Source organism: Dyella thiooxydans, assembly GCF_001641285.1.
GTDB lineage: Bacteria > Pseudomonadota > Gammaproteobacteria > Xanthomonadales > Rhodanobacteraceae > Dyella_A > Dyella_A thiooxydans.
In genome coordinates this window covers 1,221,482-1,248,218 of record NZ_CP014841.1, presented here as the reverse complement: position 1 = coordinate 1,248,218, position 26,737 = coordinate 1,221,482, and the positions used below count along the sequence as shown (strand labels likewise).

General features: G+C 69.2%; 19 protein-coding genes and 1 tRNA gene. 8 read left to right on the top strand and 12 right to left on the bottom strand.

Annotation, left to right across the window (positions count from 1 at the left end):
- The first annotated feature begins 20 nt into the window (after positions 1-20).
- The 3 genes from ATSB10_RS05740 to ATSB10_RS05730 are packed head-to-tail and all read left to right on the top strand — an operon-like array spanning position 21 to position 2,977.
- A complete protein-coding gene (locus tag ATSB10_RS05740; RefSeq protein ID WP_063671182.1) occupies positions 21-1,625 on the top strand; it encodes a cytochrome ubiquinol oxidase subunit I in 1,605 nt (534 codons plus the stop codon).
- A 3-nt stretch (positions 1,626-1,628) separates the two neighbouring features.
- Positions 1,629-2,762 carry a cytochrome d ubiquinol oxidase subunit II gene (cydB, locus tag ATSB10_RS05735; RefSeq protein ID WP_063671181.1) on the top strand — a complete coding sequence of 378 codons (1,134 nt, stop codon included), beginning with the start codon at positions 1,629-1,631 and terminating at the stop codon, positions 2,760-2,762.
- A gap of 11 nt (positions 2,763-2,773) precedes the next feature.
- On the top strand, positions 2,774-2,977 hold the full coding sequence (locus ATSB10_RS05730; RefSeq protein WP_063671179.1) for a hypothetical protein: 204 nt from the start codon (positions 2,774-2,776) through the stop codon (positions 2,975-2,977).
- A gap of 54 nt (positions 2,978-3,031) precedes the next feature.
- Here ATSB10_RS05730 and cydC read toward each other — a convergent pair whose 3' ends face one another.
- From cydC to ATSB10_RS05710, 4 genes are all read right to left on the bottom strand, one after another.
- Positions 3,032-4,792: a thiol reductant ABC exporter subunit CydC gene (cydC, locus tag ATSB10_RS05725; RefSeq protein WP_063671177.1), complete on the bottom strand. Its 1,761-nt coding sequence runs from the start codon at positions 4,790-4,792 to the stop codon at positions 3,032-3,034.
- Positions 4,789-6,534 carry a thiol reductant ABC exporter subunit CydD gene (gene cydD / locus ATSB10_RS05720; protein WP_205631099.1) on the bottom strand — a complete coding sequence of 582 codons (1,746 nt, stop codon included), beginning with the start codon at positions 6,532-6,534 and terminating at the stop codon, positions 4,789-4,791. The genes cydC and cydD overlap by 4 nt, the downstream gene beginning before the upstream one ends.
- A gap of 96 nt (positions 6,535-6,630) precedes the next feature.
- Positions 6,631-9,156, bottom strand: a complete 2,526-nt coding sequence (locus ATSB10_RS05715) for a cation-translocating P-type ATPase (protein WP_157469097.1) — start codon at positions 9,154-9,156, stop codon at positions 6,631-6,633.
- A gap of 10 nt (positions 9,157-9,166) precedes the next feature.
- On the bottom strand, positions 9,167-9,604 hold the full coding sequence (locus ATSB10_RS05710) for a universal stress protein (RefSeq protein WP_017460847.1): 438 nt from the start codon (positions 9,602-9,604) through the stop codon (positions 9,167-9,169).
- Between the two features lie 194 nt (positions 9,605-9,798).
- On the opposite strand from ATSB10_RS05710, the gene ATSB10_RS05705 reads away from it, so the two are divergent.
- Complete coding sequence (locus ATSB10_RS05705) at positions 9,799-10,599, top strand: universal stress protein (protein ID WP_063671175.1); 801 nt, start codon at positions 9,799-9,801, stop codon at positions 10,597-10,599.
- A gap of 9 nt (positions 10,600-10,608) precedes the next feature.
- Here the strand turns inward: ATSB10_RS05705 and ATSB10_RS05700 are convergent, their stop codons facing one another.
- From ATSB10_RS05700 to ATSB10_RS05690, 3 genes are all read right to left on the bottom strand, one after another.
- A complete protein-coding gene (locus ATSB10_RS05700) occupies positions 10,609-11,349 on the bottom strand; it encodes a murein L,D-transpeptidase catalytic domain family protein (RefSeq protein WP_063671173.1) in 741 nt (246 codons plus the stop codon).
- A gap of 79 nt (positions 11,350-11,428) precedes the next feature.
- The gene (locus ATSB10_RS05695; protein ID WP_063671171.1) at positions 11,429-12,430 is read right to left on the bottom strand and encodes a L,D-transpeptidase family protein; all 1,002 of its coding nucleotides are present in this window, start codon (positions 12,428-12,430) and stop codon (positions 11,429-11,431) included.
- A gap of 33 nt (positions 12,431-12,463) precedes the next feature.
- Positions 12,464-13,135 carry a DUF2238 domain-containing protein gene (locus tag ATSB10_RS05690; protein ID WP_063671169.1) on the bottom strand — a complete coding sequence of 224 codons (672 nt, stop codon included), beginning with the start codon at positions 13,133-13,135 and terminating at the stop codon, positions 12,464-12,466.
- A 226-nt stretch (positions 13,136-13,361) separates the two neighbouring features.
- Here ATSB10_RS05690 and ATSB10_RS05685 point away from each other — a divergent pair, with 226 nt between their 5' ends.
- Positions 13,362-17,156 carry an EAL domain-containing protein gene (locus ATSB10_RS05685; protein WP_083966098.1) on the top strand — a complete coding sequence of 1,265 codons (3,795 nt, stop codon included), beginning with the start codon at positions 13,362-13,364 and terminating at the stop codon, positions 17,154-17,156.
- 10 nt (positions 17,157-17,166) lie between these two features.
- On the opposite strand, the gene ATSB10_RS05680 is transcribed toward ATSB10_RS05685, so the two are convergent.
- Positions 17,167-19,452: a sensor domain-containing diguanylate cyclase gene (locus ATSB10_RS05680; protein ID WP_063671167.1), complete on the bottom strand. Its 2,286-nt coding sequence runs from the start codon at positions 19,450-19,452 to the stop codon at positions 17,167-17,169.
- Between the two features lie 173 nt (positions 19,453-19,625).
- Positions 19,626-19,700 (bottom strand) — tRNA-Val (locus ATSB10_RS05675).
- A 131-nt stretch (positions 19,701-19,831) separates the two neighbouring features.
- Here ATSB10_RS05675 and ATSB10_RS05670 point away from each other — a divergent pair.
- Positions 19,832-20,173, top strand: a complete 342-nt coding sequence (locus ATSB10_RS05670; RefSeq protein ID WP_063671165.1) for a lipid-A-disaccharide synthase N-terminal domain-containing protein — start codon at positions 19,832-19,834, stop codon at positions 20,171-20,173.
- Between the two features lie 111 nt (positions 20,174-20,284).
- Here ATSB10_RS05670 and metH read toward each other — a convergent pair whose 3' ends face one another.
- Genes metH through ATSB10_RS05655 form a run of 3 tightly spaced genes read right to left on the bottom strand, consistent with a single transcriptional unit; the run spans position 20,285 to position 25,032 of the window.
- The gene (gene metH / locus ATSB10_RS05665; protein ID WP_063671163.1) at positions 20,285-22,969 is read right to left on the bottom strand and encodes a methionine synthase; all 2,685 of its coding nucleotides are present in this window, start codon (positions 22,967-22,969) and stop codon (positions 20,285-20,287) included.
- 36 nt (positions 22,970-23,005) lie between these two features.
- A complete protein-coding gene (locus ATSB10_RS05660) occupies positions 23,006-24,085 on the bottom strand; it encodes a homocysteine S-methyltransferase family protein (protein ID WP_063671161.1) in 1,080 nt (359 codons plus the stop codon).
- Positions 24,082-25,032 (bottom strand): metalloregulator ArsR/SmtB family transcription factor, encoded by a 951-nt coding sequence (locus tag ATSB10_RS05655; RefSeq protein WP_063671159.1) that lies wholly within the window; start codon positions 25,030-25,032, stop codon positions 24,082-24,084. Before ATSB10_RS05655 ends, ATSB10_RS05660 begins: the two co-directional genes overlap by 4 nt.
- Positions 25,033-25,175: 143 nt before the next feature.
- On the opposite strand from ATSB10_RS05655, the gene ATSB10_RS05650 reads away from it, so the two are divergent.
- Together ATSB10_RS05650 and ATSB10_RS05645 are read left to right on the top strand one after the other, a co-directional pair.
- Entirely contained in the window at positions 25,176-25,433 is a 258-nt protein-coding gene (locus tag ATSB10_RS05650; RefSeq protein ID WP_063671157.1) for a hypothetical protein, read from the top strand.
- An 82-nt stretch (positions 25,434-25,515) separates the two neighbouring features.
- On the top strand, positions 25,516-26,676 hold the full coding sequence (locus ATSB10_RS05645) for an acyl-CoA dehydrogenase family protein (RefSeq protein WP_063671155.1): 1,161 nt from the start codon (positions 25,516-25,518) through the stop codon (positions 26,674-26,676).
- Positions 26,677-26,737 lie beyond the last annotated feature (61 nt).

The following is a 26,737-nucleotide window of genomic DNA, read 5'->3' as shown; positions in this document are numbered from 1 at the left end:
GTCCACCTGGGAACAAGGACATGATCGACAGTACGGTTGTTGAACTCTCGCGGTGGCAGTTCGCTGTCACCGCGCTTTATCACTATCTGTTCGTACCGCTCACGCTCGGGCTCAGTTTCTTCATAGCGGCGGTGGAGACGGTCTACGTCACCACCGGCAAGGCCATCTACCGCGAGATGGCCGAGTTCTGGGCCAAGCTCTTCGTGGTGAACATGGCCCTGGGCATCGCCACCGGCCTGACCATGGAGTTCGAATTCGGCACCAACTGGTCGTTCTACTCCGGCTTCGTCGGCGACATCTTCGGCGCGCCGCTGGCGATCGAGGGCCTGATGGCCTTCTTCATGGAATCGACCTTCGTCGGCCTGATGATCTTCGGCTGGAAGCGGCTGTCCAAGGTACAGCACCTGCTGGTCACCTACCTGGTGGCCTTCGGCACGAACCTGTCGGCGCTGTGGATCCTGATCGCCAACAGCTTCATGCAGGACCCGGCGGGCGCGAAGTTCAACCCGGTCACCATGCGCATGGAGCTGGACAGCTTCTCCAGCCTGATCTTCAGCCACGATGCCCAGGCCAAGTTCGTGCACACCAGTATCGCCGGCTACGTCACGGCGGCGATCTTCGTCACCGGCATCAGTGCCTACTACATGTACCGCAACCGGCACATGGCGATGGCGCGTCGTTCGTTCCGCATGGCCGCACTGTTCGGTGTGCTGGCCACGGCCGGCGTGATCACCCTGGGTGACGCGCTCGGCTTCGTCGGTGGCCAGGCGCAGCCGTCGAAGCTGGCGGCGATGGAGGCGATGTGGCAGACCGAGCCGGCGCCGGCGGCGTTCAACGTGATCGCGTGGCCCTCGCAGGAGCAGAAGCGCAACCTGTTCGAAGTGCAGGTGCCCTATGTGTTGACGCCCTTGCTGACCCACACGATGACCCAGGAAATCCCGGGCGTGGACTGGATCGAGGCCGATGCGGCCAAGCGCATCGCCAACGGCATTCCGGCCGTGGCGGCGCTGAAGGTGCTCAGCAAGGATCCGACCAATGCCGATGCGCTGGCGCAGTTCAACAGCCATCAGCAGGATCTGGGCTACGGCTTCCTGGTCAAGCGCTATGCGCCGGACCAGGACGTGGAGAAGGCCACACCGGCCGATATCCAGAAGGCTGCCGGCGATGCGGTGCCGAACGTCTTCGCGATGTTCTGGAGTTTCCGCGTGATGGTTGGGCTGGGCCTGGCGATGCTCGCGTACTTCGTGCTGGCGGTGATCTTCTCGGTGCGCAACGACGTGGAGAACCGCAAGTGGTTCCTGCGCCTGGCGCCGTGGATGATCCCGATACCGTTCATCGCCAACGAGTTCGGCTGGCTCACCGCCGAGATCGGCCGGCAGCCGTGGACGGTGTACGGCCTGCTGCCCACCTGGATGTCCGCGTCCAGCCACAGCGTGGGTTACATGGTGTTCTCGCTGATCGGCTTCGTCACGCTCTACACGGTGTTCATCGTGATCGAGATGACCCTGATGGTGAAGTTCATCCGCAAGGGGCCGAGCAGTCATGGGCACGGCGATCACGCGCCACCGCGTCCCGCACTGGGTGGTCGCGCCGCGGCCGTGGCCATGATGCGCAAGGAGGACTGAACGATGGAACTCTATTTCGGACTCAAGGTGCTGTGGTGGCTTGTGCTCGGCGTGCTGCTGATGGGGCTGGCGATCATGGTCGGCATGGACATGGGCGTGGGCACGCTGCTGCGCTTCGTCGGTCGTGACGACAACGAACGTCGGGTCTGCCTCAACGCGATCGGTCCGCACTGGGACGGTAACCAGGTGTGGTTCATCCTCGGCGGCGGCGCGATCTTCGCCGCGTTCCCGCTGATCTACGCCACGGCGTTTTCCGGCCTGTACGTGGTGATGCTGCTGCTGCTGTGGACGATGATCGTGCGTCCGCTCGGCTTCGAGTACCGCAGCAAGCTGCCTTCGGCCACCTGGCGCAACGCCTGGGACTGGGCGCTGCTGGTCAGCGGCGCGGTGCCGATGATCATCTACGGCGCCGCGATGGGGAACATGCTGCAGGGCGTGCCGTTCCACTTCGACTGGGACATGCGCTCGTACTACACCGGCAGCTTCGTGTCCCTGCTCAATCCGTTCGCCGTGCTGTGCGGCCTGCTGTCGCTCTCGCTGTCGATCTACATGGGCGGCGTGATGCTGATGGGGCGCGCCGGCGGCGCCGTCGCACCCCGCGCGCGCAAGGCGGCGATGGGCGCGGCGATCGCGGCGATCGTGCTGTTCACGCTCGGTGGCATCTGGGTGTCGTTCCTGCCGGGCTTCGTGCTCGAGCATGCGCCGGCGCCCGGTCTACCGCAGAACCCGCTGCAGCAGCAGGCGAGCGTGGTGGCCGGCGGGCTGCTGGCCAACTACCGCAGCCAGCCGCTGCTGTGGGCGGTACCGGCGCTCGGCTATGCCGGTATGTTGCTGGGCCTGCTGGCCGTGCGCGGCAGGCGGTCCACGCTGGCCTGGTGGCTGGGTGCGGGCGCCTGGATCGGCGTGATCGGCACGGTGGGCGCGGCACTGTTCCCGTTCCTGATGCCGTCCAGCAGCGAGCCGTCGCAGAGCCTGACGCTGTGGAATTCGGTGTCGAGCCAGACCACGCTGCTGTGGGCGACCGGGTTTGCCGCGGTGTTCGTGCCGCTGGTGGTCTGGTACACCAGCTGGGCGTTCTGGGTGATGCGCGGCGAGGTCGATGCCGCGGCCATCCAGCATGACGAACACGCGTACTGAGGGAGCGAGCCATGAAGACGTTTCTGCAATTCCTGATCTACATGCTGCTCGCCGTGGTGGCGATCGTGATGGGCGTGATCCTGGGCGACTACGGTTCGTGGTATTTCGCCTGGTTCGTCGGCACCGCGATGATCGTGTTGGTCGCCGCTGCAGGCGGCGCCTGGATGGACGCGCACGACGGTACCGTCGACGAGACGGAGCCGGCCGGCCACTGAGCCGGACGCTTGCGGGGAAGGGGCGAGGGGACCGGCAACGGTCCCCTCGTTTTTTCAGCCCAGTACGTCCTGCAGGTCGAGGAAGGGGCCGGGTTGCCGCATCAGGTCGTCGGGCCGGCCGCGCTGCACGATGCGCCCGCCGTCCAGCACGGCCACCTCGTCGACCAGACCGGCCAGCGTGCCGAGCTGGTGGGTGATCAGCAGCACGGTGCGGCCGGCCATGGCGACGGCCAGCGAGTCGTGGAGCGCGCGGGCAGTGGCGGCATCGAGGCCCTCGGTGGGCTCGTCCAGCAGCAGGATCGGGGCATCCTTGAGCAGCGCGCGGGCGATCGCCAACCGGCGCGCCTGGCCACCGGACAGGCGCATGCCGGCTTCGCCGAGCGTGGTGTGGTAGGCCTCGGGAAGGGCTTCGATCACCTCGTGCACCTGCGCCGCGCGGCAGGCCGCCACGATAGCCGCTTCGCCGGCATCCGGCCGCGCCAGCAGCAGGTTGTCCAGCACCGTGCCGTTGAACAGGTAGGCGTCCTGCGAGACCACCGCGAAGCAGGCGCGTGCGTCGTCCGGGGCGAAGTCCCGCAACGGCTCGCCGCCGAGCAGTACCTGGCCGTCCTGGAAGTCGCGGAAACGGGCCAGCAGCTGCAGCACGCTGCTCTTGCCGGCACCGCTGGCACCGACCAGCGCGGTGCGCGAGCCGGGCGCGAGCGCCAGGTCGAAACCGTCCAGCACCCAGGGGCGGTCCACGTCGTAGCGGAAGCGCACGCGTTCGAAGCGCACGCTGGCATCGCGCGGTGCGGGCGATGGCCGGTCCGGCGCGGCCACGGCCGGCTCGGCGTCCACCACGGCAAAAATGCGTCGTGCCGCGGCGAGCTGCTCGCCCAGCATCTGGAACGCCAGCGGCAGCGGCGTCACCGCCTCGAAGGCGGCCATGGCGAACAGTGCCAGCATCGCCAGCTGCGCCGGTGCGATCGTGCCGGCGGCCACCGCGGGTGCCGCGGCGATCACCGCCCACCACAGCGCCAGGTTGGCGCACAGGCCGACGGCGCCGGCGGAAAATCCGGCCAGTTCGCTCAGCCGGCGCTGGTCGGCGAGCAGGTCGTCGGAGAGCTGCTGCACGCGTTCATGCCAGGCGTGCTCCGCGCCGTACACGCGCAGTTCGGCGGCTCCGGCGAGGGCATCGGCCACCGCGTTGCGCAGGGCAGCGCGGGTCTGCACGGCGCGGGCGCCGGCCGCTTCGCCGCGATGCCGCAGCCAGGCCGGCAAGGCCACCCCTGCGAGCGCAAGCCCCAGCGCTGTACCCAGCGCGACCGGCACGCTGAAGATGGCCATCACCGCGACGATCGCCAGGCTGCCGAGTGCGGCCACCACCACCGGCACGAACAGGCGCAGATAGACCTGGTTGAGCGTGTCGATGTCGGCCTGGATGCGCGACAGCAGGTCGGCGGCGCGCAGGGACTGCAGGCGTGCCGGGGCCAGTGGCTCGAGGTGTTCGTAGAACCACACCCGCAGCTGCGCCAGCAGGCGGAAGGTAGCCTCGTGGGTGACCAGCCGCTCCAGGTAGCGGCCGCCGGTGCGGGTCAGCGCGAAGGCGCGGATCAGCGCGGCCGGGGTGAAGTAGTTCAGCGTGACGCCGGCCGCCCCGGCCAGCGCCATCGCCGCAATGAAGTGGCCGGACACTGCCAGCAGGCCGACGTTGGCGAGCAGGGCGGCCAGCGCCAGCAGGGCGCCGCCGGCCATCCATGCGCGGTAGGGGCGGAACAGCACCCACAGCCGGCGCAGGTCGGCACGTCCTTGGGCGCGGTCGGCGCGGCGCCTCATGCGGACACCGCGGCGGCGGCCAGCAGGCGTGCGAACGGACCATCGGCCGCGCGCAGCGACTCCGGCGGGCCCTGTTCGACCACCCGTCCGTCGTCGAGCAGCACCACGTGGTCGGCCAGCGCCAGCGCGTGCAAGCGATGGGTCACCAGCAGCACGGTGCGGCCGCGGGCCAGCCGCTCGATCGCTTCGATCACCGCCCGCTGACTGTGCGTGTCCAGATGGGCGGTCGGCTCGTCCAGCAGCAGCACCGGCGCGTCCTTCAGGAAGGCGCGGGCCAGCGCGAGTCGCTGCACCTGTCCACCGGACAGGTTGGCGCCGCGCTCGCCGAGCGGCGTGTCAAAGCCCTGCGGCAGCGCGTCGATGAAGGCCTCGGCGCCAGCGGCGCGGGCGGCCTCGCGCAGCCGGGCATCATCGGCATCGGGGCGGGCCAGTCGCAGGTTGTCGGCCACGCTGCCCTCGAACAGGTGCGCACGCTGCGGCACCCAGCCGACGCGCGCCAGCCAGTCGGTTTCGGCGATCTCCGCCAGGTCGACATCACCGACCGTGATGCGACCGTCAGTGCATCCGATGAACCCGAGCAACAGGTGCAGCACGGTGCTCTTGCCGGCGCCGCTGGCACCGACGATCGCGGTCACCTGGCCGGCGGGTGCGGTGAAACGGCAGCCGTCCAGGGCGACGGTGCCGTCGGGATAGGCGAAGCCCGTGGCTTCGAATGACAGCGACGGCGCTGCGGAAGGGGCCGCCCCCGTTCCGGGTCGTCGCTCCGGGACGGGTTCGGCGAAGACCTGCACCATCCGCTCCGCCGCACCGATGGCTTCCATGCGCAGGTGGTAGACCGTGCCCATGTTGCGCAACGGGCCGAAGAACTCCGGTGCCAGCAGCAGGGCGAACAGGCCGGGCAGGAAGGCCAGTTCGCCCCACATCAGGCGGAAGCCCACCAGCACGGCGACCACGGCGATGCTCACCGTGGCGAGGAACTCCAGCACCACCGACGACAGGAACGCCACGCGCAGCACCTGCATGGTGCTGCGCCGGTAGTCGTCGGACACCTGCGCCACCACGGCCGCCTCGCGCCGGCTGGCACCGAACAGCTTGAGCGTGGTCAGGCCCTGCAGGGTGTCCAGGAAGCGCGCCCCGAGGAACGCCAGCACGCGCCACTGCTTCTGGTTCAGCTCCTCGGTGCCCTTGCCGATCATCCACATGAAGAACGGGATCAGCGGCGCGCTGACCAGCATCACCAGCGCCGAGATCCAGTCGGCGGGAAACACCGCGACCAGGATCGCCAGCGGCAGCAGCGCGGTCATGCCCATGGTCGGCAGGTAGCGCGCGTAGTAGCCCTCCATCGCCTCCACGCCGCCGACGACGCGGGTGACCAGATCGCCGCGCGCCTGCCGTTGCAGCCACGCCGGTCCCAGCCGCTGCAGGTGGTCCAGCAGGTCGGCGCGCAGCGTGCGGCGCACGATGGCGCCGGCGCGGAAGGCGACGCGCTCGGCCGCGCGCGCCAGCGCGAAACGCAGTGCGAACACCACCGGCAGGACCGCCAGCGCCGGCCACAGCCGGGCTAGTGGCGCGCGGTGCATCACGCCGGCATTGATCGCCCACGCCGCCAGCCAGGCCTGGGCGACCAGCAGCAGTCCGTTGACGAGACCGAGTGCGGTCGCCTGGCGCAGCGGTGCACGAACCCGGGAACGGAAGCTTTTCAGCCAGACTTCGGGGCGCGGCAGGTCGGAGGCGGCGGACACGCGGCAGGCACGCTCGGTGGGCAGGGGGACGGAGTCGCCGGACGGCGACTCCGGGCCCGCGCAGGATAACAGTGCGCGACCGCCCGGCTGGTCGCCTCAGTCGCTCGGCGGCGAGGCGTGACGACGCAGCAGCGCCAGCCATGCGGCGGCTGCCGCCAGCATCGCCGCCATGCCGAGCCACGTGGCCGCTGCGGGCCAGGCCATCGCCATCACATGGCGCAGCCACGGCACGCCTAGCGCCAGCACGATCATCGCCAGCAGGGCGGCGAACATCGGCAGCAGCCAGGGGTTGCCGGCCCCCGCACGGTGGCGCGCGCGGTTGGCGAGCGTCAGCAGGAATACCGACAGCAGCAGGGCGAGGAAGGTGCCGGTGCGCGCCTGGACCGGTCCCACGGTGTCCTGCAGCAGGCCGAAGCCCGCGAGCAGGATCGCCGCGAGGCCGGCGCCCTGCAGCAACCCGCGCAGCAGCTGGCGGGGGGCGAACGGCGAGTCGGCGGCCCGGCGCGGCGGGCGGCGCATCACCGTGTCGGCGGCCGGGTCGGCCTCGAACACCACCGAGCAGGCCGGATCGATCAGCAGCTCCAGCAATACAATGTTCACCGGCATCAGCAATACCGGCCAGTGCGCCAGGGCCGGCACCAGCGCCAGCGCCACCACCGGCACGTGCACGGCGAAGATGAAGCGGGTGGCGCGGCGCACGTTGTCGTCGATGCGACGCCCCTGCCGGATCGCCGCCACGATGCTGGCGAAGCTGTCGTCCAGCAGCACCAGCGCCGCCGCCTCGCGCGCCACGTCGGTGCCGCGCTCGCCCATCGCGATGCCGACATCGGCTGCCCGCAGTGCGGGCGCATCGTTGACGCCGTCGCCGGTCATGCCCACCACCTCGCCGCCGGCCTGCAGGCAGCGCACCAGCCGCAGCTTCTGCTCGGGCATGACCCGGGCGCAGATGTCGGTGTCGCGCAGGCGCGCAGTCAGGGTGACGTCGTCCATCGCGTCGATGTCGCCGCCGGTCAGCACCACCGGCTGGTCGGCGAGGCCGACGCGGTGGCCGATCGCCTGCGCGGTGAGCGGATGGTCGCCGGTGAGCATGATCACGCGGACGCCCGCCGCACGACATTCGGCCAGCGCCGCCGGCACCTCGCTGCGCGGTGGATCCAGCAGGCCGACGAGGCCGAGGAATTCGAAGTCGAAATCGTGCTGGCTGGCCGGGCGGGCGTCTCCGCGCCAGTGGCCGCGGGCCACGCCGAGCACGCGCAGGCCGCGTCCGGCCATCGCCGCCACGGTCGCGCGCAGGTCGGCGAGATCGGGTTCGGCCAGGTGGCAGAGGTCGGCGACCGCCTCGGGTGCCCCTTTGGTCGCAAGCAGGTGGCGGTCGGGCGCGCGCTCCGGGTACACCCGGGTCATCGCCAGGATCTCTGGACTGAGGCCGTACTCGGCGACCGGCAGCCAGTCGGCATGCACGTGTTCGGTGCCGGCGAGCAGGCTCCGGCCGAACGCCTGGATCGCCAGCTCCATCGGGTCGAACGGCTGCGCCGGCGTGGCCAGCATGGCGAACTCGACCAGCGCGTGGAACGGCTCGTCCAGCGGACCGTCCGTCGCCGCGTCGTAGTGGCTGCCGTCGATGGCCAGCTCGGCAACCTCCATGCGGTTGCGGGTCAGCGTGCCGGTCTTGTCGGCCGCAAGCACGGTGATCGCACCCAGCGTCTCCACCGCCGGCATGCGCCGCGTCAGTACCTGCTGGCGGGCGATGCGCCAGGCGCCGAGCGCCAGGAACACGGTGAGCACCACCGGGATCTCCTCCGGCAGCAGCGCCATGCTCAGCGCGACGCCGGCCAGCACGCTGGGCAGCACGCCCAGGCCGTCCCACGACCACAGCAGCAACGCGTAGGTGCCGGCGACCAGCAGGCCGGCGACGGTCATCGTGCGGATCAGCCGGCGCGAGGACCGCTGCAGGCGCGAGGGCGGTTCCACCGCGCTGGCCAGCGCCAGGCCGATGCCGCCGACCCGGGTGCGCGCACCGGTGGCGATGACGCGGGCAAGGCCGCGGCCGCGGGTCACCACGGTGCTGGCGAACAGCGGCGCGGGGGCGGTGCCGACCAGCTTGTTCACCGGAACGGCCTCACCGGTGAGCAGCGACTCGTCGACATCGAGCTGGCCTTCCAGCAACGAGGCATCGGCGGCGATGCGGTCGCCCTCGTGCAGCACCAGCAGGTCGCCCACCACCACCTCGATCGCGGCGATGCGGACCCGCTGTCCGCCGCGCAGGACCAGCGCGCGCGGCGCAGACAGGTCGCGCAGCGCTTCGAGGGCCCGCTGGGTGCGGTGCTCCTGGGCCAGCGTGATGCCGATCACCACCAGCACCGAACCCATCAGGAAGGCGGCCTCGGCGCGGTCGCCGAGGGCCAGGTAGATGCCGCCGGCGGCCAGCAGCATCAGCAGCATCGGCTCGGCCAGCACGCTGGCCAGCGTGCGCCACAGCGGCCGGTGTTCGCCGCCGGGCAGGGCGTTCGGGCCGTCGCGCCGCAATCGCCGCGCCGCCTCCGCCGGGTCGAGGCCGGCGCGGCTACCGTCGCCGTCGCCGTCGCCGTCCGGAGCCGTGGACGGAATGCCCTCCGCCCTCATCGCGGAGGCATCAATGGCAGACCAGTACGGGCGGCTCGGCGGTCAGCAGCACCTTCTGCGTCTCGCTGCCCAGCAGCAGGCGGTTCAGCCCGCGCCAGCCGTGCGAGCCCATCACGATCAGGTCGCAGTGGTTCTCGCCGGCGACCCGCGCGATCACCTTGTGCGGCTGCTCGTCCAGCAGATAGCGGCTGTCGCACGGTACGCCGGCCTTGGCGGCACGATCGCGGACCTCGGCAAGAAAGCGTTCCGCGCGCGCGATCGACTCCTGCGTGTAAGCCAGCTCGGTGGCCGCAAGCATCTCGGCCATGTAGGAGATCGTGTGGAAGGGCGGCACCACGTGCAGGGCGAGGATGCGCGCGCCGCAGGTGCGGGCGAGGTCGATGGCCGTGGTGGCCGCACGGATGGAGAGCTCCGATCCGTCGGTGGGAACCAGGATGTGCTTGAACATGGCGTGCTCCGGACGCAGTGGACGGATACAGGGTGCGCCAGGTCGGCAAGGCCGATCTTGATGGGCGTCAATGGCGCCCCCGTTCGGTTGCCGGGGAGACGGGGCGTCGTGGCCGGCCGGCCGGTTGACCCTGATCAACGGCCGGCACGAGCGGTTGGTGCAGCATGTCGACCACGCCCTCCGGAGCCCCCGTCATGCTCGACCTGATCATCAACCTCGACCGCCTCGAGGACGACACGCCGGCCTGCGTGGTCGGCCTGGCCGCGGCCCGTCAACTGGACGCCTTCGCCACCGGCATCCACGTGGTGGCGGTGTATCCGCCGGTGATGGCCATGCCCGAGGCACTGGCGATGCTCGATACCGAAGAACGTTCGGCGCAGACCTTCGCCGCGCAATGGGCGGCGCTGTGCGCGCGGCATGGCGTGAAAGGGGAGTGGGAGGTGATCCGCGGCGCCTATGTGCCGATCCTCGCCAAGCGCTCACGGCTGGCGCAGTTCATCGTCACCGAGTTGCCCGTGCGCAACCCGGATGCGCCGATCGGCTTCGACAACATCACCCGCACCCTGTTCGACGATGCCTCGCCCATGCTGCTGGTACCGGAAACCTGGCGCGGCACCGGCGCGCCGGATCGCATCCTGGTGGCCTGGAACGGGTCCGGCGAGGCGGCCGGTGCGGTCAAGGCGGCGTTGCCGTTGCTCAAGCGGGCAAGCAAGGTGCTCGTGCTGGACGGCGAGCGCACCGGCCTGCCGGGTCTGTCTCCGCCGGCGCTGCCACTGCGGGCCTGGCTGGGACGGCAGGGTGTGGCGGTCGAATGGCAGCGCTTCGACAGGGGTGCCAACGTCGGCAAGGCCCTGCTCGAGACGGCCCGGGAGATCGAGGCGGACCTGCTGGTGATGGGCGCCTGGGGGCGCTCACGCCTGAGCGAGCTGGCCCTCGGTGGCGCAACCCGGCACGTGCTCGACCACGCCCATCTGCCGCTGTTGATGGCGCACTGACACCGGGGCTCAGGGGCTGAGCAGCGCCCGGCGCGGGCCGGTCGCCCGGTCGAGGCCGGCAGTCACCTCGGAACCGCAATCCCCCAGCGTGGAGGACTGCTTCAGCCACTTGGGATCGGGGTAGTAGGCAAAGACCACCGAACGATCCTTGATCGTGTCGATCAGCCGCTTGGCTACGCCCCGTCGCACCGCCGGGCAGCCCCAGCTGCGCCCCAGGCGCCCTTCGGAAGAGGCGAACAGGGGACTGACATAACCCGCCCCGTGGATCACGATGGCGCGGCTTTCGGCGTTGTCGTTGAAGCCCTCGTCAAGCCCCTTCAGACGCAGCGAATAGCCGTTGTGGCCCACGTAGGTGCCGTCCGTGACGAAGGTGCCGAGGCTGGACATCAGGCTGCCCGGCGCATTGGAGAAATGCGAGGCCAGGTTGTCTCCGCTGTTGCGGCCGTGCGCCACGAGCTCCTTGAACAGCAGGGTGCGGTGAGTCAGGTCGAACACCCACAGTCGCGGCTGGGTGGACGGGCGCGAATAGTCGATCACGCTGAGCGTGCGAGCGGGCATCGCCTTCTGCACGCACTGCAACGCGCGGGTCGCCAACGCGATCACGTGTGGATCGGCCGCCGGCGCAGCCCGGACCAGCGCGCTCGCAAGGTCGCCGGGCGCCGCCGCATGGGATGCGGGCGAGAGGCCGAGCAGCAGGGCAACAACAGGAAGCACGCGACGCACCAGGGTGCGAGGGGCAAAGTACGGCATGGGAGGCAGCCACAAGAACGAACGGCGGCCAGTTTCCGGTGCGGAAGCTGAACGAATTGTCAGGAAAAAATGAACGAACTCAGCGACTTTCGCGCGGCGTGACGGGCTTCGCGGTCGCCGGGGCGGGGGAGACCGCTTCGAGCAGCTTGGCGTAGGGGGCCTTCTCGTCGCCCCCCAGACCGGGCAGGTCGGTGACCAGCACCGTTGTCCCCGGCACCATGGCGTCGCGCAGCCGCTGCCCGAACCCGCCCGGCACATGTATCTGCGCGGCCATCGTTGCGGGATCCGGCACAGGGCCTTCGCCCAGGATGCGATAGGCCGACCAGCGGGGCAGTGTCGGCCGGTCGTCACCGCCGGCTTCCGCCTGACCGGTCATCACGTAGAGCAGCGTGCCCTCGGGAATCTCGCCCGGAGCCGTCGACAGCGGCGCCTGACCCACCAGCACGCCATTGCGCAGCACATAGACCCGCTGGTCGTAAGTGCTGACCACCACGCCCAACGCGCCTCCCGGCGCCAGGGTGAGCGTATCGTCGCCCTCGCCGGGCACGGCCATCGGTGCGCCGGTCAGGTCGATCGGTGCCACCGCGGCGGGGTGCACGATCGGCGCCGGCGATACCTTGCTGTCGGATACGACGACGATGCCGCCACGCTGGGTCACGGCAAACAGCTTCTCGGCGAAGGCCGGCGGCAACCGCACGCAGCCGTGGGAGGCCGGATGCCCGGGAAGCACGCCGCCGTGCAGCGCGACGCCGTCCCAGGTCAGCCGCTGCATGTACGGCATCGGCGCATCGTCGTAGAGGTTGGAGCGATGCTCGCGCTCCTTCTGCAGGATGCTGTAGACGCCGGGGGGCGTCTCGTACCCCGGTTTGCCGGAGCTGATCGGGCCTGCGCCGATCGCCACGCCATTGCGATACACGTAGATCGACTGCTCGTCGAGGCTGACGATCACCACCACCGGGCCGGCAGGTGCAATTTCCGGATGCCAGAAATAGCGCGTGGCAGCCTGCAACGCCGCCGCCGGCCACAGCAGCAGGGCGAGCAGCAGTGCGATCGACAGGTGGGGCCGGCGCGGGGAGGGCATGCGGAAAGAAAGGGCGGCGAAATCGGTATTCCATCATGGGCCGCTTGCCTGACGGCGGCAATCGCGTCCCCGGCGAAGCGCATCGCCAGCCGCCTTCGCCAGCATGGCCAGCACGCTGCCGAGTGCAGCCAGCGCCATGTCCTTCTGAGCGTCCCACGGATCGCCTTGGGTGCCGAGATAGGCGGTGCCCAGCCCGCTGCCGAAATGGACCGCAGCGAGCCATTCCACCAGCTCGTACACCACCGAGTGCGACATCACGAAGGTTACCGGCAGGATCCACCGCCAGATGCCCCGCGGCGGCGCGCGCCCATCGAGCAATTCCACCGCCATCGGCGTCACCAGCAGTCCGTAGAGGAAGTGCACCAGGCGGTCGTATTCGTTGCGCGGGAATCCGAGCAGGCGGTCGAGCGAGTGGCCGGTGAGGCGCTGGAACCATGCGTCGTACGGCACCTCGGAGTAGGTGTAGTGCGCCCCCACTTCGTGCAGCAGCAGGAATGCGAACATCGCGATGCATGCCCCACGGGAAAAACGGAGGCGGTGCCAGCCGTAGGTGAGCAGGGGCAGCGCCACCAGCACGACCGCGTTCTCCAGCAGCCAGTCCTGCCGATAGCGTGGCGCGATGCCGAGCAGGCTGGTCGCGATGAGGAACAGCCCCAGCAGCAGCGCGGGGAACCGCCAGTCACTGTCGCTATCGGAAGGCACCATGAAACCCGTCGGGGGTGGTTGCAGGTCGTTTGGCCCGCAGTCTGGCACGTGGCGCAGGCCTTCGCGCACGGGGTTATGATGCCGGACGCGGGCGGTGGCGATTCAAGCTCCGCATGGGGACGACGATAAGGAAGCATACGGGTCCGGAGCGCCCCGGGGGCACTTCGCTCCACCGGTTCACCGGGGCGCGGCAGTGCGTGCGATGGGCGAGTCGGGACGATTTCGGATGGAACAGGGCGATCGGGGAGCAGAGCGCGACGGCTTGAAGCGGGAGGCGCCGGATCATCCCCTGGCCGGAGCCGGGCTGCGCTCACGCTTCTACCGGAGCCTTGCCGAAACCCTGGTCCGCCTGCACACGAACCACGGCTATGACCGCCGACTTGCCATAGCCGAGGCCGTGGCGATCTTCGCAGCAACGATGGAGCTGCCGCTGGTGTGGCTCGGCCGGCACGTGCCCGGTGGCGATGGAGTCACCGTGCTGGCCGCGGCCGGGTCGGCGACCGACCGGGCTGGCCGCCTGCTTTCGGGAGACGATCCGCCTCGCGTCGGGCCGGAGAGCCCGGTGGGCCAGGTGCTCGATCTGCAGGCTGGGTACGTCTTGCGGCGGAGCCCCGAGGCGTCCGCCCCGGGGCAGACCGGCGCGTGGAACGACGGGTTCGCGTGTTGCCTGGCGGCAACCCGTGCGCAGGATGGCAGCCGATTGGTGCTGGCGGCCTGCGCGGTCGATGCCGCGGACGAGGCGCTGGATCAACTGGGGGCGTGGCTGGAGCAGCTGGTGGTCGAGCTGGTTCGGTTCTGGGACCACCAGGCCATGATCGAGCGGGACCAGCGCATCAGCCGTTACCGCGAGGCGCAGCGTGCAATCCAGCGGGCGCTGCTCGAGCAGCCGGACCCGGCCGCGGTGTATCGCACGCTGGCCCAGTCGCTGGTCGAAGTCGCCGGCGCCGCCGCCGTGGATGTACTGATGGTCGAGAATGATGGCGCGTCGCTTCGCCGCGTCGCGCTCGCCGGCCCGATCGCCGAGGAGCTCGGGCGACTTTTTCCCCGGCTACCGGCCGAGGGGGAGCGGGTGCCGCTGCCCCTGATCGCCTTGCGCGAAATGCGTCCGCAGATCCGGATCCGTCCCGGCGAGCGCAGCGACATGTCGCCGATCTGGCGGCACGGGCCGCTGGCGGGCATGGGGGCCTCCGGATGCTGGCCGATTCTTGCTCCGGACCACGCGCCCGGGCGCTCGGCGAAGCCGATCGGGGTGTTCGCCCTGATCACCCGGGAGGAAGACGCGTTCGACGACGAGATGTGCCACGTACTGGACGAACTGGCCGAGGTGGCCGGAATCGCTCTGCACCAGCACGAACGTCGCCGGGCCCAGCTCGAAGAGCAGCAGCGGCAGACCTACCTCGCCCTGCACGATGCGCTGACCGGATTGCCGAACCGGCGTGCGCTGGACATGCACATGGAGTGCGCTCTCGAGCGCGCCGAGCGCAACGAGCGACTGGTTGCCGTGGGCATGCTCGATCTGGATGACCTGAAGCCGATCAATGATCGCTACGGGCATGCCACCGGCGATCTCCTGCTGGTCGAGGTCGCGCGTCGGCTGCGCGCGGCATTGCGGCCGGACGACTACATCGCCCGCCTGGGCGGCGACGAGTTCGTGATCGTCTGCGAGGGGCTGCATCGCGACGTGGAGATCGAGCCCCTGCTCGATCGCCTGTGGATCGCCCTGCGCGAGCCCATGCGGGTCGACGGCGAAGTGTTCGAGCTGACTGCCAGCCTGGGCATCGCGCTGTTTCCGGACCATGCGACCGGCGGCGGCCAGCAGCTGCTGCGCCGCGCCGACCAGGCGATGTACCAGGTGAAGGCGCGCAAGCGGCAACGCGAGCGCTGGTGGTCGACCCCGCTCGCCGCGGCCGGACAGCCCGTCCCCGAGTTCGATGGCCGCAACCAGGCTCCCTACGGGCAGCACGCCGAGGCCCTGCTGAGGCCGTGGGCGGCGCTTGCCGAGCCGCTGGTTCCCGAGCTCGTCGAGGCCTTTATCGGCGAGCTCCGTTCGCACGAAGGCATCGCCCGGCTGTTCGCGGTATTGCCCGAGGTCGATCGCGCCATGCTGGCAGCACGCTTCGCCCAGCACATCCAGCTACTGGTGCAGCCGGGCCTGGATATCGAGTCGCATCGTTTGCAGGCGGCACGGGCCGGGCGCTTCCATGCATCGGCCGGCCTGGAGGAGGTCTGGTTGCTGGAGGGCGTGGAACGCCTGCGGGACCTCATCGCGCAGCGTTTCGGCAGCCTGTCGGTCAGCGATCGCCGCCCGCTGGGCATCGTGCTGCAGCGGCTCGGGCTCGAGCGCCAGTGGCAACTGGAGAGCATCCGCGACGTGCAGCGTGAGCGTGTGGCGCTGCTGGCGCGTCTCAATGCACTGGCCTGGTCGGCGGAAGGTTATCTCGAGCTGATCCAGGGCGTGGTGGACGCGCTTGCCGGGCACAGCGAAATCTGTTCCTGCGCGGTGGGGCGGCCCGACGACAGCGGTCAGCTCACCTACGAAGCCGTCGGCGGCGAGGCGTTTGCCGAATACCTCCGGGCGCTGGCACGGGGTGGCGCCGCGCCGATCCGGGTCAATGCCGACAGCCAGCAGGGCGGCGGGCCGAGCGGGCGCGCGTGGCGTACCGGACAGGTGCAGCGTTGCCTGCACTACGGGACCGATCCGGCGATGGTCAGCTGGCGCGACGTGGCGCTGCCGATCGGGATCGTGTCGAGCGTGGCGATTCCCCTTTGCCCGATGCCGCCGACGCCATCGGCGGTGCTCACGATCTACAGCGCGTATTCGGGCGGCTTCCAGAGCGAGGACCAGCAGGCATTCGTCGACCAGCTCAAGAATCTGCTCGATCTCGCCCTGGCCCGCCTGGTGCCGCCGCGCCCGGGGACGGAGCTGTTGCCCTTCTTCGTGCGCGAACGCTGGCGGGCGTTGATCGCCACCGATGCCTTGCAGACCTACTACCAGCCGGTGGTGCGGCTGGCCGATGGACGGGTGTCCGAACTGGAGGCGCTGGCGCGTCTGCAGGACCCGGACGGAGGGCTGCTGTCACCCGCGCGTTTCCTCCCGGCACTGGGGGATGACGACCTGGTGGTGCTGTTCCGGCAGGTGCTTTCGCAGGCGACGCAACAGCGGGAGATGCTCTTCCGGATGGGCCATGTGGTGGACGTGTCGGTGAACACGCCGGCCGCGGCTCTGGAGGATCCGCGCTACGCCGAGGCCGCAGCGGCGAGCATTTCCGAGGGACGCTGCCCGGTCGAGTCGCTGCTGCTGGAGATCCTCGAGTCGCCGATGGGCACAGACCACAGCGCGGCTTCCGGGATGGCCGGCATGCAGGCGCTCAAGGCACTGGGCGTGCGGCTGGTCGAGGACGATCTCGGCGCAGGCTACAGCTCGCTCATCCGCCTGCGGCACTGGCCATTCGACCGGGTGAAGATCGACCAGGCCATCGTGATGCAGGTGGCTGACGATCCGCTGCGCACGCTGCGCTTCATTCGCCAGCTGGTCCGGCTCGGGCACGACCTGGGGCTCGATGTGGTGGTCGAGGGTCTGGAGACGCCGGGTCTGATCGAGGCCGCGTTGTGGCTGGGCGCGGACATGGGGCAGGGCTACGCGCTGGCGCGGCCGATGCCGCCGGGGGATCTCCCGCGCTGGCTGGACGGCTTCCGCTGGAAGTGGAACGCCGCCCGCCCGGTCACGGCGCTGGGAGCCCTCGCCAGCGCATTGCAGTGGGAGGAGCAATTGCTGGCGCTGCCGGCTGGGCCGGAGTTCTGGCGGCATCACGCCGAGCGCACGTGTGCGACCGGAAGCTACCTGGACGCCGCGCTCGCGGTAAACGCGAACCTGCGAGAGGCGAGCACGGCGCACGTCGCGATGCATGCCGCCGCCGTGGCCGGTCCCCACGATGCGCAATACCGCCGGCAGAGGAACCGCTTCATCCAGCTGCTGATCGAACAGGTGCAATTCGAGGAGCGCTCCCGCGCGACGGCGTGAGCCGACCGGATCAGAAGGCCAGTCGCTGCCTGCCGGCAGCCTTCGCCCGGTACATCGCCGCGTCGGCACGGCGCAGGAGCTCCTGCGGGGTCTCCTCGTCCTCGCCGTCGTGCACCGCCACGCCGATACTGGCAGCCAGTCGCACGGCCACGCCCTGGATCTCCCGCTCCGTGGCCAGCCGCTCCAGCAGCGCCCGACCGAGTCGTCCGGCGTAATCGCGGACCGGCGCGAGATCCTCGATCACCACCACGAACTCGTCGCCGGCGAGCCGGGCCACGAAGTCGGACTCGCGCACCGAGTCACGGATGGTTTCGCCAAAATGGCGCAGCACGGCGTCGCCGAACTCGTGCCCGAGCGTGTCGTTCATCGGCTTGAAATTGTCCAGGTCCATGAACAGCACGGCCACCGCCCGGTCATGCCGACGAACGCGCGTCATCGCCTCCTGCAGCCGTTGCATCAATGCGCGGCGGTTGGGCAGGCCAGTGAGTGCGTCGTGCGAAGCTTCGTGCTCGATGCGTTCGTATAGAAGCTTGCGCTCGGTGACATCCTGGGCGAGCAGGTAGAAGCCCGCGACGACCCCGTCCTCACCCATGTGGGGCACCAGCGTGGCGTAGAACCACATCGGGCCCGCAAGCCCGGGCAGCGAATACTCCGCCGTGGCGCGATGCCCGGCCAGCACGCGCTCGATCACCGCCTGCAGCTGCGCGTAGGTCGTCTCGCCCCAGAACTCGGGCACCCGGACACCCAGCAGCCCGTCCGGCGCGATGCCGAACCAGTCGGAATAGGCGCGGTTGTGGAAGCGGTAGCGCAGATCGCGGTCGATGTAGGCGATCATCGCCGGCGCGTTGTCGGTGATGGTGCGCAGCCGCTCGGCGCTGCTGCGCAGCGCCAGTTCGTCCGCCTTGCGACGGCTGATGTCCTGCAGAAAGGCGTTGGCCACCATGCGGCCGCCGATCCGGGTCGCTCCCAGCGTGAGTTCCAGCGGGAACTCCTCGCCATCGCGTCGCACGCCGCTCAATTCCAGATGTCGGCCGACCAGGTGGCCGGTGTCGGGCAAGCCGGCCATGAAGCTTTCGAATGCCTTCAGGTGGCGCTCCCTCATCGACGCGGGGACGATGGTGTCGGCCAGCGAGCGCCCGATCGCCTCATCGCGCGACCAGCCGAAGATCAGCTCCGCCGAGCGGTTCCACGACACGATGCGATCGTCCGCATCGACCTCCACGAAGGCATCGGAGGCGAGCTGGAGGGTGGTTTCGAAGCGCTCCTTTTCCTCGATCAGCGCCTGCTGGGCGGACGCGCGCGCGGCGATCTCGCCCTGCAGGCGGGCCACCGTGAGTTGCAGTTCCGCCGTGCGCTCGGCGACACGTTGCTCAAGGGCATGCTGCAGGGTCGCCAGATCGTGCTCGACGGTCTTGCGGACATGGATGTCGGTGAGGACAACGATGAGGTTTTCGGGGCGTCCTTCGCGGTCGCGCAGCACCGATGCCCCGACCTGGGTCCAGGAACAACTGCCATCGGCGCGCATGAAGCGCAGCTCCATGTCCAGCGCCTCGGTATCGCCCTGCAGTACCCGGCGGGCCATCGCCAGCCCGGGCTCGCGGTCGTCGGGGTGGGCGAAGTCGGCCACGTGTGAGCCCAGCAGTTCTTCGCGCGAATGGCCGAGGATGTCGCAGAAGCGCTGGTTCATCTCCAGCCAGTGGCCGCCCGTGGACGCCACCGCGATGCCCACCGCGGCATGTGCGGCGGTCCGCGCCAGCAGGGTCTCGCTGCGTTCCAGTGAGACTTGCATTGCGCGGGTCCTCCCTGCGTCCTCCAGGCTCCACAGGTGGTCCTGCACCATGTCCGCCAGGTCGCCGAGCGCGGCACGGTCGACATTGCCGGGATCGCGCGGTGCCTGGTCGATCACGCAGAGCGTGCCCCATACGATGCCCTGGCGCGAACGCAGCGAGCGGCCCGCATAGAAGCGGATGTGCGGTGGGCCGGTTACCAGCGCATGGTCGTGGAAACGGATGTCGTCGGCCGCGTCGCCAACGACCATGGCTTCGTCTTGCCCGATGGTGTGTGTGCAGAACGGCAGCCAGTTCGATGCATCCTGCCAGTCGGCACCGTACCTGGAGAGCGGGCACTGACGGTCGCCATGGATCAGCCGCACCATGGCCATGGGAACGGCAAACAACCGCGCGGCCGTACGCGTGATCCTGTCGAGCACGGGGTCATCGATGTGTCCGTGCAGCTCGAGCCGGCGGAGCAGGGCCAGGCATTCCGGTTCGTCGTGGGACTGGCTGGGCGGAAGCATCGGACATCTCTTCGGGTCCGCACACGGTGCGGGGGCGGGAGAAGTTCCGTCTTCAGTCAAAGCCTGGCGTCGGGACGGCTGACGTGGCTGTGCCGGCGATCACCTGGCCGGCATCGGGAGGGCGACCATACGAAAGCGGGTCCGGCATGCCGGACCCGCTTTCGTCGATTCGTTGGTGGGCGGTACAAGGATCGAACTTGTGACACCTGCCGTGTGAAGGCAGTGCTCTACCGCTGAGCTAACCGCCCGCCGGGAGCGCGCAAATATACGGGGTGTCCCCGCTTCGGTCAATACTTCCTTAATCGCCCCGCCGGGGTTCGGCGGGGAAGGTGCCGGCCGGTTGCTACAATCGGCGGCTTGTCTCCCTGGCGACACCCTCATGGACTCCTTCGCGCACCACTTCCAGCACATTCTGGATGCCCTGCATCGCTTCGAGCTGACGCCCTGGAAGATGGTCGGCTACGCCGGCACGTTGATGTTCACCAGTCGCTGGTTCGTGCAGCTCTACTACACCCGCAAGCACAAGCGCGTGGTGATGCCGCTGGCGTTCTGGTGGCTGTCGGTGATGGGCAGCACGCTGCTGCTGGCCTACTTCATCCTGGGCAAGAACGACTCGGTGGGCATTCTCTCGAACTTCTTCCCGGTGTTCGTCTCGGTCTACAACCTGGTGGTCCACCTGCGTCATCAGAAGAACAGCATCACCGGCGACGCGACCGGCTGAGTCGCCAGCGGCCACGGTCACGGATATCCCCGGCCTGTAGGAGCGCACCCTGTGCGCGACGGGGTTTTGTGATCGGTGGTGGTCGCGCACAGGGTGCGCTCCTACAGAGCCCTATTCCGGATCGTAGTCCAGGTTCGGCGCGAGCCAGCGTTCGGCCTCCTCGCGGGTCCAGCCCTTGCGATGGGCATAGTCCTCGACCTGCCCGCGATTGATCCGGCCAACCACGAAATATTGGCTGTCCGGGTGCGCGAAGTACCAGCCGGAGACGGCTGCGGCCGGCGTCATCGCGAAGCCCTCGGTCAGGCGCATGCCGGCGTTGGCCGGGGCGTCGAGCAGGGCGAACAGCGAGGCCTTCTCGGTGTGGTCGGGGCAGGCCGGGTAGCCCGGTGCCGGGCGGATGCCGCGGTAGCGTTCGGCGACCAGCGCCTCGTTGTCCAGCGACTCGTCCGGCGCGTAACCCCAGAATTCGCGGCGCACGCGTTCGTGCATGCGCTCGGCGAAGGCCTCGGCCAATCGGTCGGCCAGCGCCTTGAGCAGGATCGCCGAGTAGTCGTCGTGCGCTGCCTCGAAGTGGGCCACGTGCTCGTCGATGCCGATACCGGCGGTGATCGCGAAGCCGCCGACCCAGTCGGCCTTGCCGCTGTCCTTCGGTGCGACGAAGTCGCTGAGGCAGAAGTCCGGCCGCTCGACCGGCTTGTCCACCTGCTGGCGCAGGTGGTGCAGCCGCACGGTGCCATCCGGCGTGGTCACCTCGATGTCGTCGCCGACGCTGGCCGCGGGCCAGAAGCCGACCACGCCGCGGGCGGTCAGCCACTTTTCGGCGATCACCTGGTCCAGCATCGCCTGCGCGTCGGTGAACAGCTCGCTGGCCTGGGTGCCGACGATCTCGTCGGTGAGGATGGCCGGATAACGACCAGCCAGTTCCCAGGCGTTGAAGAACGGCGACCAGTCGATGTACTGGCGCAGCTCGGCCAGGTCGTAGTCGTCGAACACATGCAGACCCGGCTGGGCGGGTGCCGGCGGATCGTAGCTGGCCCAGTCGGGCTGGAAGCGCTGGGCGCGCGCGGTATCCAGCGGCACCAGCGGCTTGCCGGTACCGCGGTTGCGGTGCCGCTCGCGGACATCATCGTAGTCGGCGCGGACCTTGGCCATGAACGCGTCCACCAGCTCCTTGCTGAGCAGGGACTGCGCCACGCCGACGGCACGCGAGGCGTCCTTCACCCACACGGTGGGCGCCGCGTAGTGCGGATCGATCTTCAGTGCGGTGTGCGCGCGCGAGGTGGTGGCGCCGCCGATCAGCAGAGGAATCCGGAAGTCCTGCCGCTGCATCTCGCGCGCGACCTGGCTCATTTCCTCCAGCGACGGCGTGATCAGGCCGGACAGGCCGATGATGTCCGCCTTGTGCTCGCGCGCAGCGTCCAGGATGGTCTGCGCCGGCACCATCACGCCGAGGTCGATCACCTCGAAGTTGTTGCAGCGGAGCACCACGCCGACGATGTTCTTGCCGATGTCGTGCACGTCGCCCTTCACCGTGGCCATCACGATGGTGCCGTTGTTCCTGCCGGCGTCGCCGGTGCGACGCTTCTCTTCCTCGATGTACGGGATCAGGTGGGCGACCGCCTTCTTCATCACGCGGGCGGACTTCACCACCTGCGGCAGGAACATCTTGCCCGCGCCGAACAGGTCGCCGACCACGTTCATGCCATCCATCAGCGGGCCTTCGATCACGTCGAGCGGGCGGCTCGACAGCTGGCGCGCTTCCTCGGTGTCCTCGACCACGAACTGGTCGATGCCGTGCACCAGTGCGTGGGCCAGCCGCTCTTGCACCGGCTTCTCGCGCCATGCCAGGGTCTCGACGACCACCTCGCCTTTCTTCGCCTTGAACCGCTCGGCGATCTCCAGCAGGCGCTCGGTGGCGTCCGGGCGGCGGTTCAGCACCACGTCCTCGACGCGCTCGCGCAGCTCCGGCGGGATATCGTCGTAGATCATCAGCGCGCCGGCGTTGACGATGCCCATGTCCATGCCCGCCTGGATGGCGTGGTAAAGAAACACCGAGTGGATCGCCTCGCGCACGGTGTTGTTGCCGCGGAACGAGAACGACACGTTGGACACGCCGCCGGAGACGTGGCTCAGCGGGAAGCGCTTGCGCAGCTCGCGGGTCGCCTCGATGAAGTCGACCGCGTAGTTGTTGTGCTCCTCGATACCGGTGGCGATGGCGAAGATGTTCGGATCGAAGATGATGTCTTCGGGCGCGAAGTCGAGCTTTTCCGTGAGCAATGCATAGGCGCGCGAGCAGATCTCCACCTTGCGCGCGCAGGTATCGGCCTGGCCGACCTCGTCGAACGCCATCACCACCGCGGCGGCGCCGTACTGCTGCACCTTGCGCGCCTGCTCCAGAAAGGCCGCTTCGCCTTCCTTCATCGAGATCGAGTTGACGATGCCCTTGCCCTGCAGGCAGCGCAGCCCCGCTTCGATCACGGTCCACTTGGACGAGTCCACCATCACCGGTACGCGGGCGATGTCGGGTTCGGCGGCGATCAGGTTGAGGAAGCGCGTCATCGCCGCCTCGGAGTCGATCAGGCCCTCGTCCATGTTGACGTCGATGATCTGCGCGCCGTTGGCGACCTGCTGGCGGGCCACTTCAACGGCATCGTGGTAGCGCTCTTCCTTGATCAGCTTGCGGAACTGCGCTGAGCCGGTGACATTCGTGCGCTCGCCGACGTTGACGAACAACAGGTCGGGGGTCAGCACCAGCGGCTCGAGGCCGGACAGTCGGGTGTAGCGGGGGGATGCCATGGGATTGCTTCGTCTGTGGGGCAGTGGGAGCACGGCTCAGGCCGCCTGCTCCTCGAGGTCGGGCAGGGTGCGCGGTTTGCAGTCGCGCACGGCGTTGGCGATGGCGCGGATGTGCGCCGGGGTGGTGCCGCAGCAGCCGCCGACGAGATTGAGCAGACCGTCCTTCGCGAAGCCGCCGATCACCGTGGCCATCTGCTCGGGCGTCTCATCGTATTCGCCGAAGGCGTTGGGCAGGCCGGCGTTGGGATGGGTGCTGACGTAGCCGTCGGCAACCCGCGCCAGGGTCTGGATGTGCGGTCGCAGGTCCGCCGCGCCGAGCGCGCAGTTGAGGCCGACCGACAGCGGCCGCGCGTGCTGCACCGAGTAGTAGAACGCCTCGGCCGTCTGGCCGGAGAGGGTGCGGCCGGAGCGGTCGGTGATGGTGCCGGAGATCATCACCGGCAGCCGCCCTCCCAGCTCGCGGAACAGCTCGGACAGCGCGAACAGCGCGGCCTTGGCGTTCAGCGTGTCGAAGATCGTCTCGACCATGATCACGTCGGCACCGCCGTCGATCAGGCCGCGCGCCGACTCGGTGTAGTTGGCTGCCAGCTCCTCGAACGTCACGTTGCGGAAGCCCGGGTCGTTGACGTCCGGCGACAGCGAGGCGGTGCGGCTGGTGGGCCCGAGCACGCCGATCACGAAGCGCGGCTTGTCCGGGGTCTTCGCCGTCATGGCGTCGCAGGCCTCGCGGGCCAGCGCGGCGCCGGCGCGGTTGAGCTCGTAGGCGAGGTGCTCGAGGTGGTAGTCGGCCTGGCTGATCCGGGTCGAGTTGAAGGTGTTGGTCTCGACCAGGTCGGCGCCGGCTTCCAGGTAGGCGGTGTGCACGCCGCGGATGATGTCCGGCTGGGTCAGGGTGAGCAGGTCGTTGTTGCCCTTCAGGTCGCAGGCGCCGGGGTGATCGTGCGCGTGCGCGGTGTCGTGACCGCCGGCGAAGCGGTCGCCGCGGAAGGCGGCCTCGTCCAGCCCGTGCCCCTGCAGCATGGTGCCCATGCCGCCGTCGAGGATCAGGATGCGCTCGCGCAGCGCCGCCTCGAGCCGGGCGACGCGATCGGGGTGCAGCCAGGGCAGGGTGGTCATGGGGACTCCTGAAAAGCGGTCTGCGGCTTGCGCGCCAGCAGGCTGATGACTTCGAAATGCGGCGCCTTGCGCTCGCGGCTCAGGTGGTTGGCGCTGATCACTTCCAGTCCGGCGCTGGCGGCGAAGCCTCCCAACTGCTTCAGCGAGAAGCCAAGGTTGGTGTGGTCGAACGGCTCGACCGCGGTCCGGTGATCGTGCTCACCCAGGGTCACCGCCAGCAGGCGCCCGCCGGGACGCAGTACCGCCGCAGCCTCGGCTACGGCGCGAGCAGGGCTTTCGGCATAGGTGAGGGCATGCAGCATCAGCACCAGGTCGAAGCGGCGCTCGCCCAACTCCAGCGCCTGCATGTCACCCTGGCGGACCTCGACGTTGGCGAAGGGCTGCAGGCGACGGGCAGCGGCCTCGACCACCCGCTCGCTGGAGTCGATGCAGACGATCGAGCGGGCATGCGGTGCCAGCAGTTCGGCGGTGATGCCGTCGCCGGAGGCGATGTCCAGCACGTCGCCGGTTTCCAGCAGCTGCAGCAGCGAGCGGGCCAGCGTCTCCCAGGTACGGCCGGGCGAATAGTGGCGTTCCATGTCGCCGGCGACCGTGTCGGCCCAGCCGGCCTCGCGGGCGCGTTGGGCCAGCACGCCGGGGACGCGGGCCGCATCCTCGCGCAGCAGGGCGTCATCGATGCTCTCGCGCAGCGATTTCACCAGCTGGTGCTGGTGCTCGTCGCCCTCGGTGTTGGCGCGGTAGTAGGCCGACACGCCGGCACGTCGGTCGCGGACGAGGTTCGCCTCTTTCAACTTGGCCAGGTGGGTGGACACGCGCGGCTGCGCCAGGTGCAGTACCGCGGCCAGTTCGGCCACGGTCAGCTCCTCGCTCTCCAGCAGCGCCAGCAGGCGTACCCGGGTGGGATCTGCAAGCAGACGCAGCACACTGGAGGCAGTCGCCAGATCCATGAAATATCCCTGTATCAAGATGCAAAGATGGAAGGGTAGGAATCGCTGCCGGCCGAGTCAATAGCGCATGCTGGCGGAGGCGGTCATGAGCGCTGCGGCTTGTGCTGTCAGCCCGGCTGCCAACACCTCAAGGAGGGCCTGCCATGAAATGGATCGTCGCTTTTCCCGTGCTGCTTGCCGTGGCCGGGTGCCAGACCACGCCAGCCGGCACCGTGCAGGCCGCCGCTGCGCTGCCGGATCGCGCGGCGGCATCCCCGCCTTTGCCGGTCGCCGACCAGGTCTGCAGCGATGGCACACCGGTGGTGTCGCTGGGAGATTGTCCCTCGGCGGCGCAGCAGCGCCGGAACGAGCAGCAGCGCATCTCCCGGACCATCCTGGATATCCACGCCCACGGCGGCTGAGGCCGGATTGCTGCGATGCACATGAGCGATGGCGGGCGACTCGCTAAAATTGCCGGTTTCCGTTATCGAACCGGAGCATTTCGTGGATTTCCGTTTTACTGAAGACCAGTTGTCGATCCAGGCGATCGCCCGCGATTTCGCGCTCAAGCGGATCGCCCCTGTGGCGGCCGAGCTCGACGCCAGGGGCGAGTTCCCGCTGGACAATATTCGCGAGATGGGTCAGCTCGGCCTGATGGGCATCGAAGTGCCCGAGGAGTACGGCGGCGCGGGCATGGATCCGGTGGCCTACGTGCTGGCGATGATCGAGGTCGCCGCGGCCGACGCGGCCACCTCCACCGTGATGTCGGTGAACAACTCGCTGTTCTGCAACGGCATCCTCAAGCACGGCACCGAGGAACAGAAGCAGAAGTACGTGCGGGCGATCGCCCAGGGTGAGGCGATCGGCGCCTATGCGCTGACCGAGCCGCAGTCCGGCTCCGACGCCTCGGCCATGCACACCCGCGCCACCAGGAACGAGAATGGCGACTGGGTGATCAACGGCAAGAAGAGCTGGATCACCTCCGGCCCGGTGTGTCGCTACATCGTGCTGTTCGCGATCACCACGCCGGGCATCGGCGCCAAGGGCGTGTCCGCCTTCATCATCGACACGCAGAAGCCGGGCTTCCACGCTGGCAAGACCGAGCCGAAGCTGGGCATCCGTGCCTCGGCCACCTGCGAGATCGAGCTCAACGAGTACGTCTGCTCCAAGGACGACGTGCTGGGCGAGGTCGGCAAGGGCTTCTCCATCGCCATGGGCGTGCTCGATGCCGGCCGCATCGGCATCGCGTCGCAGGCGGTGGGCATCGCCCGGGCCGCGTACGAGGCCACGCTGCAGTGGTCGCGCGACCGCAAGGCCTTCGGCCACCCGATCGGCACCTTCCAGATGACCCAGGCCAAGATTGCCGACATGAAGTGCAAGCTCGACGCGGCGACCCTGCTCACCCTGCGCGCTGCGTGGGCCAAGGGCGAGGCCGAGAGGAACGGCGGCCGCTTCGGTACCGAGGCGTCGGTGGCCAAGCTGGTCGCTTCCGAGGCGGCGATGTGGATCACCCACCAGGCGGTGCAGATCCACGGCGGCATGGGCTATTCCAAGGAGCTGCCGCTGGAGCGCTATTTCCGCGACGCCAAGATCACCGAGATCTATGAGGGCACCAGCGAGATCCAGCGCATCGTGATCGCGCGCAACGAGACGGGGCTGCGCTGAATCGGTCGGGCTCCGGCCGGCAGCGGGGCATCGCCCACCTGCCGGCCCACCCAGCCAGGTC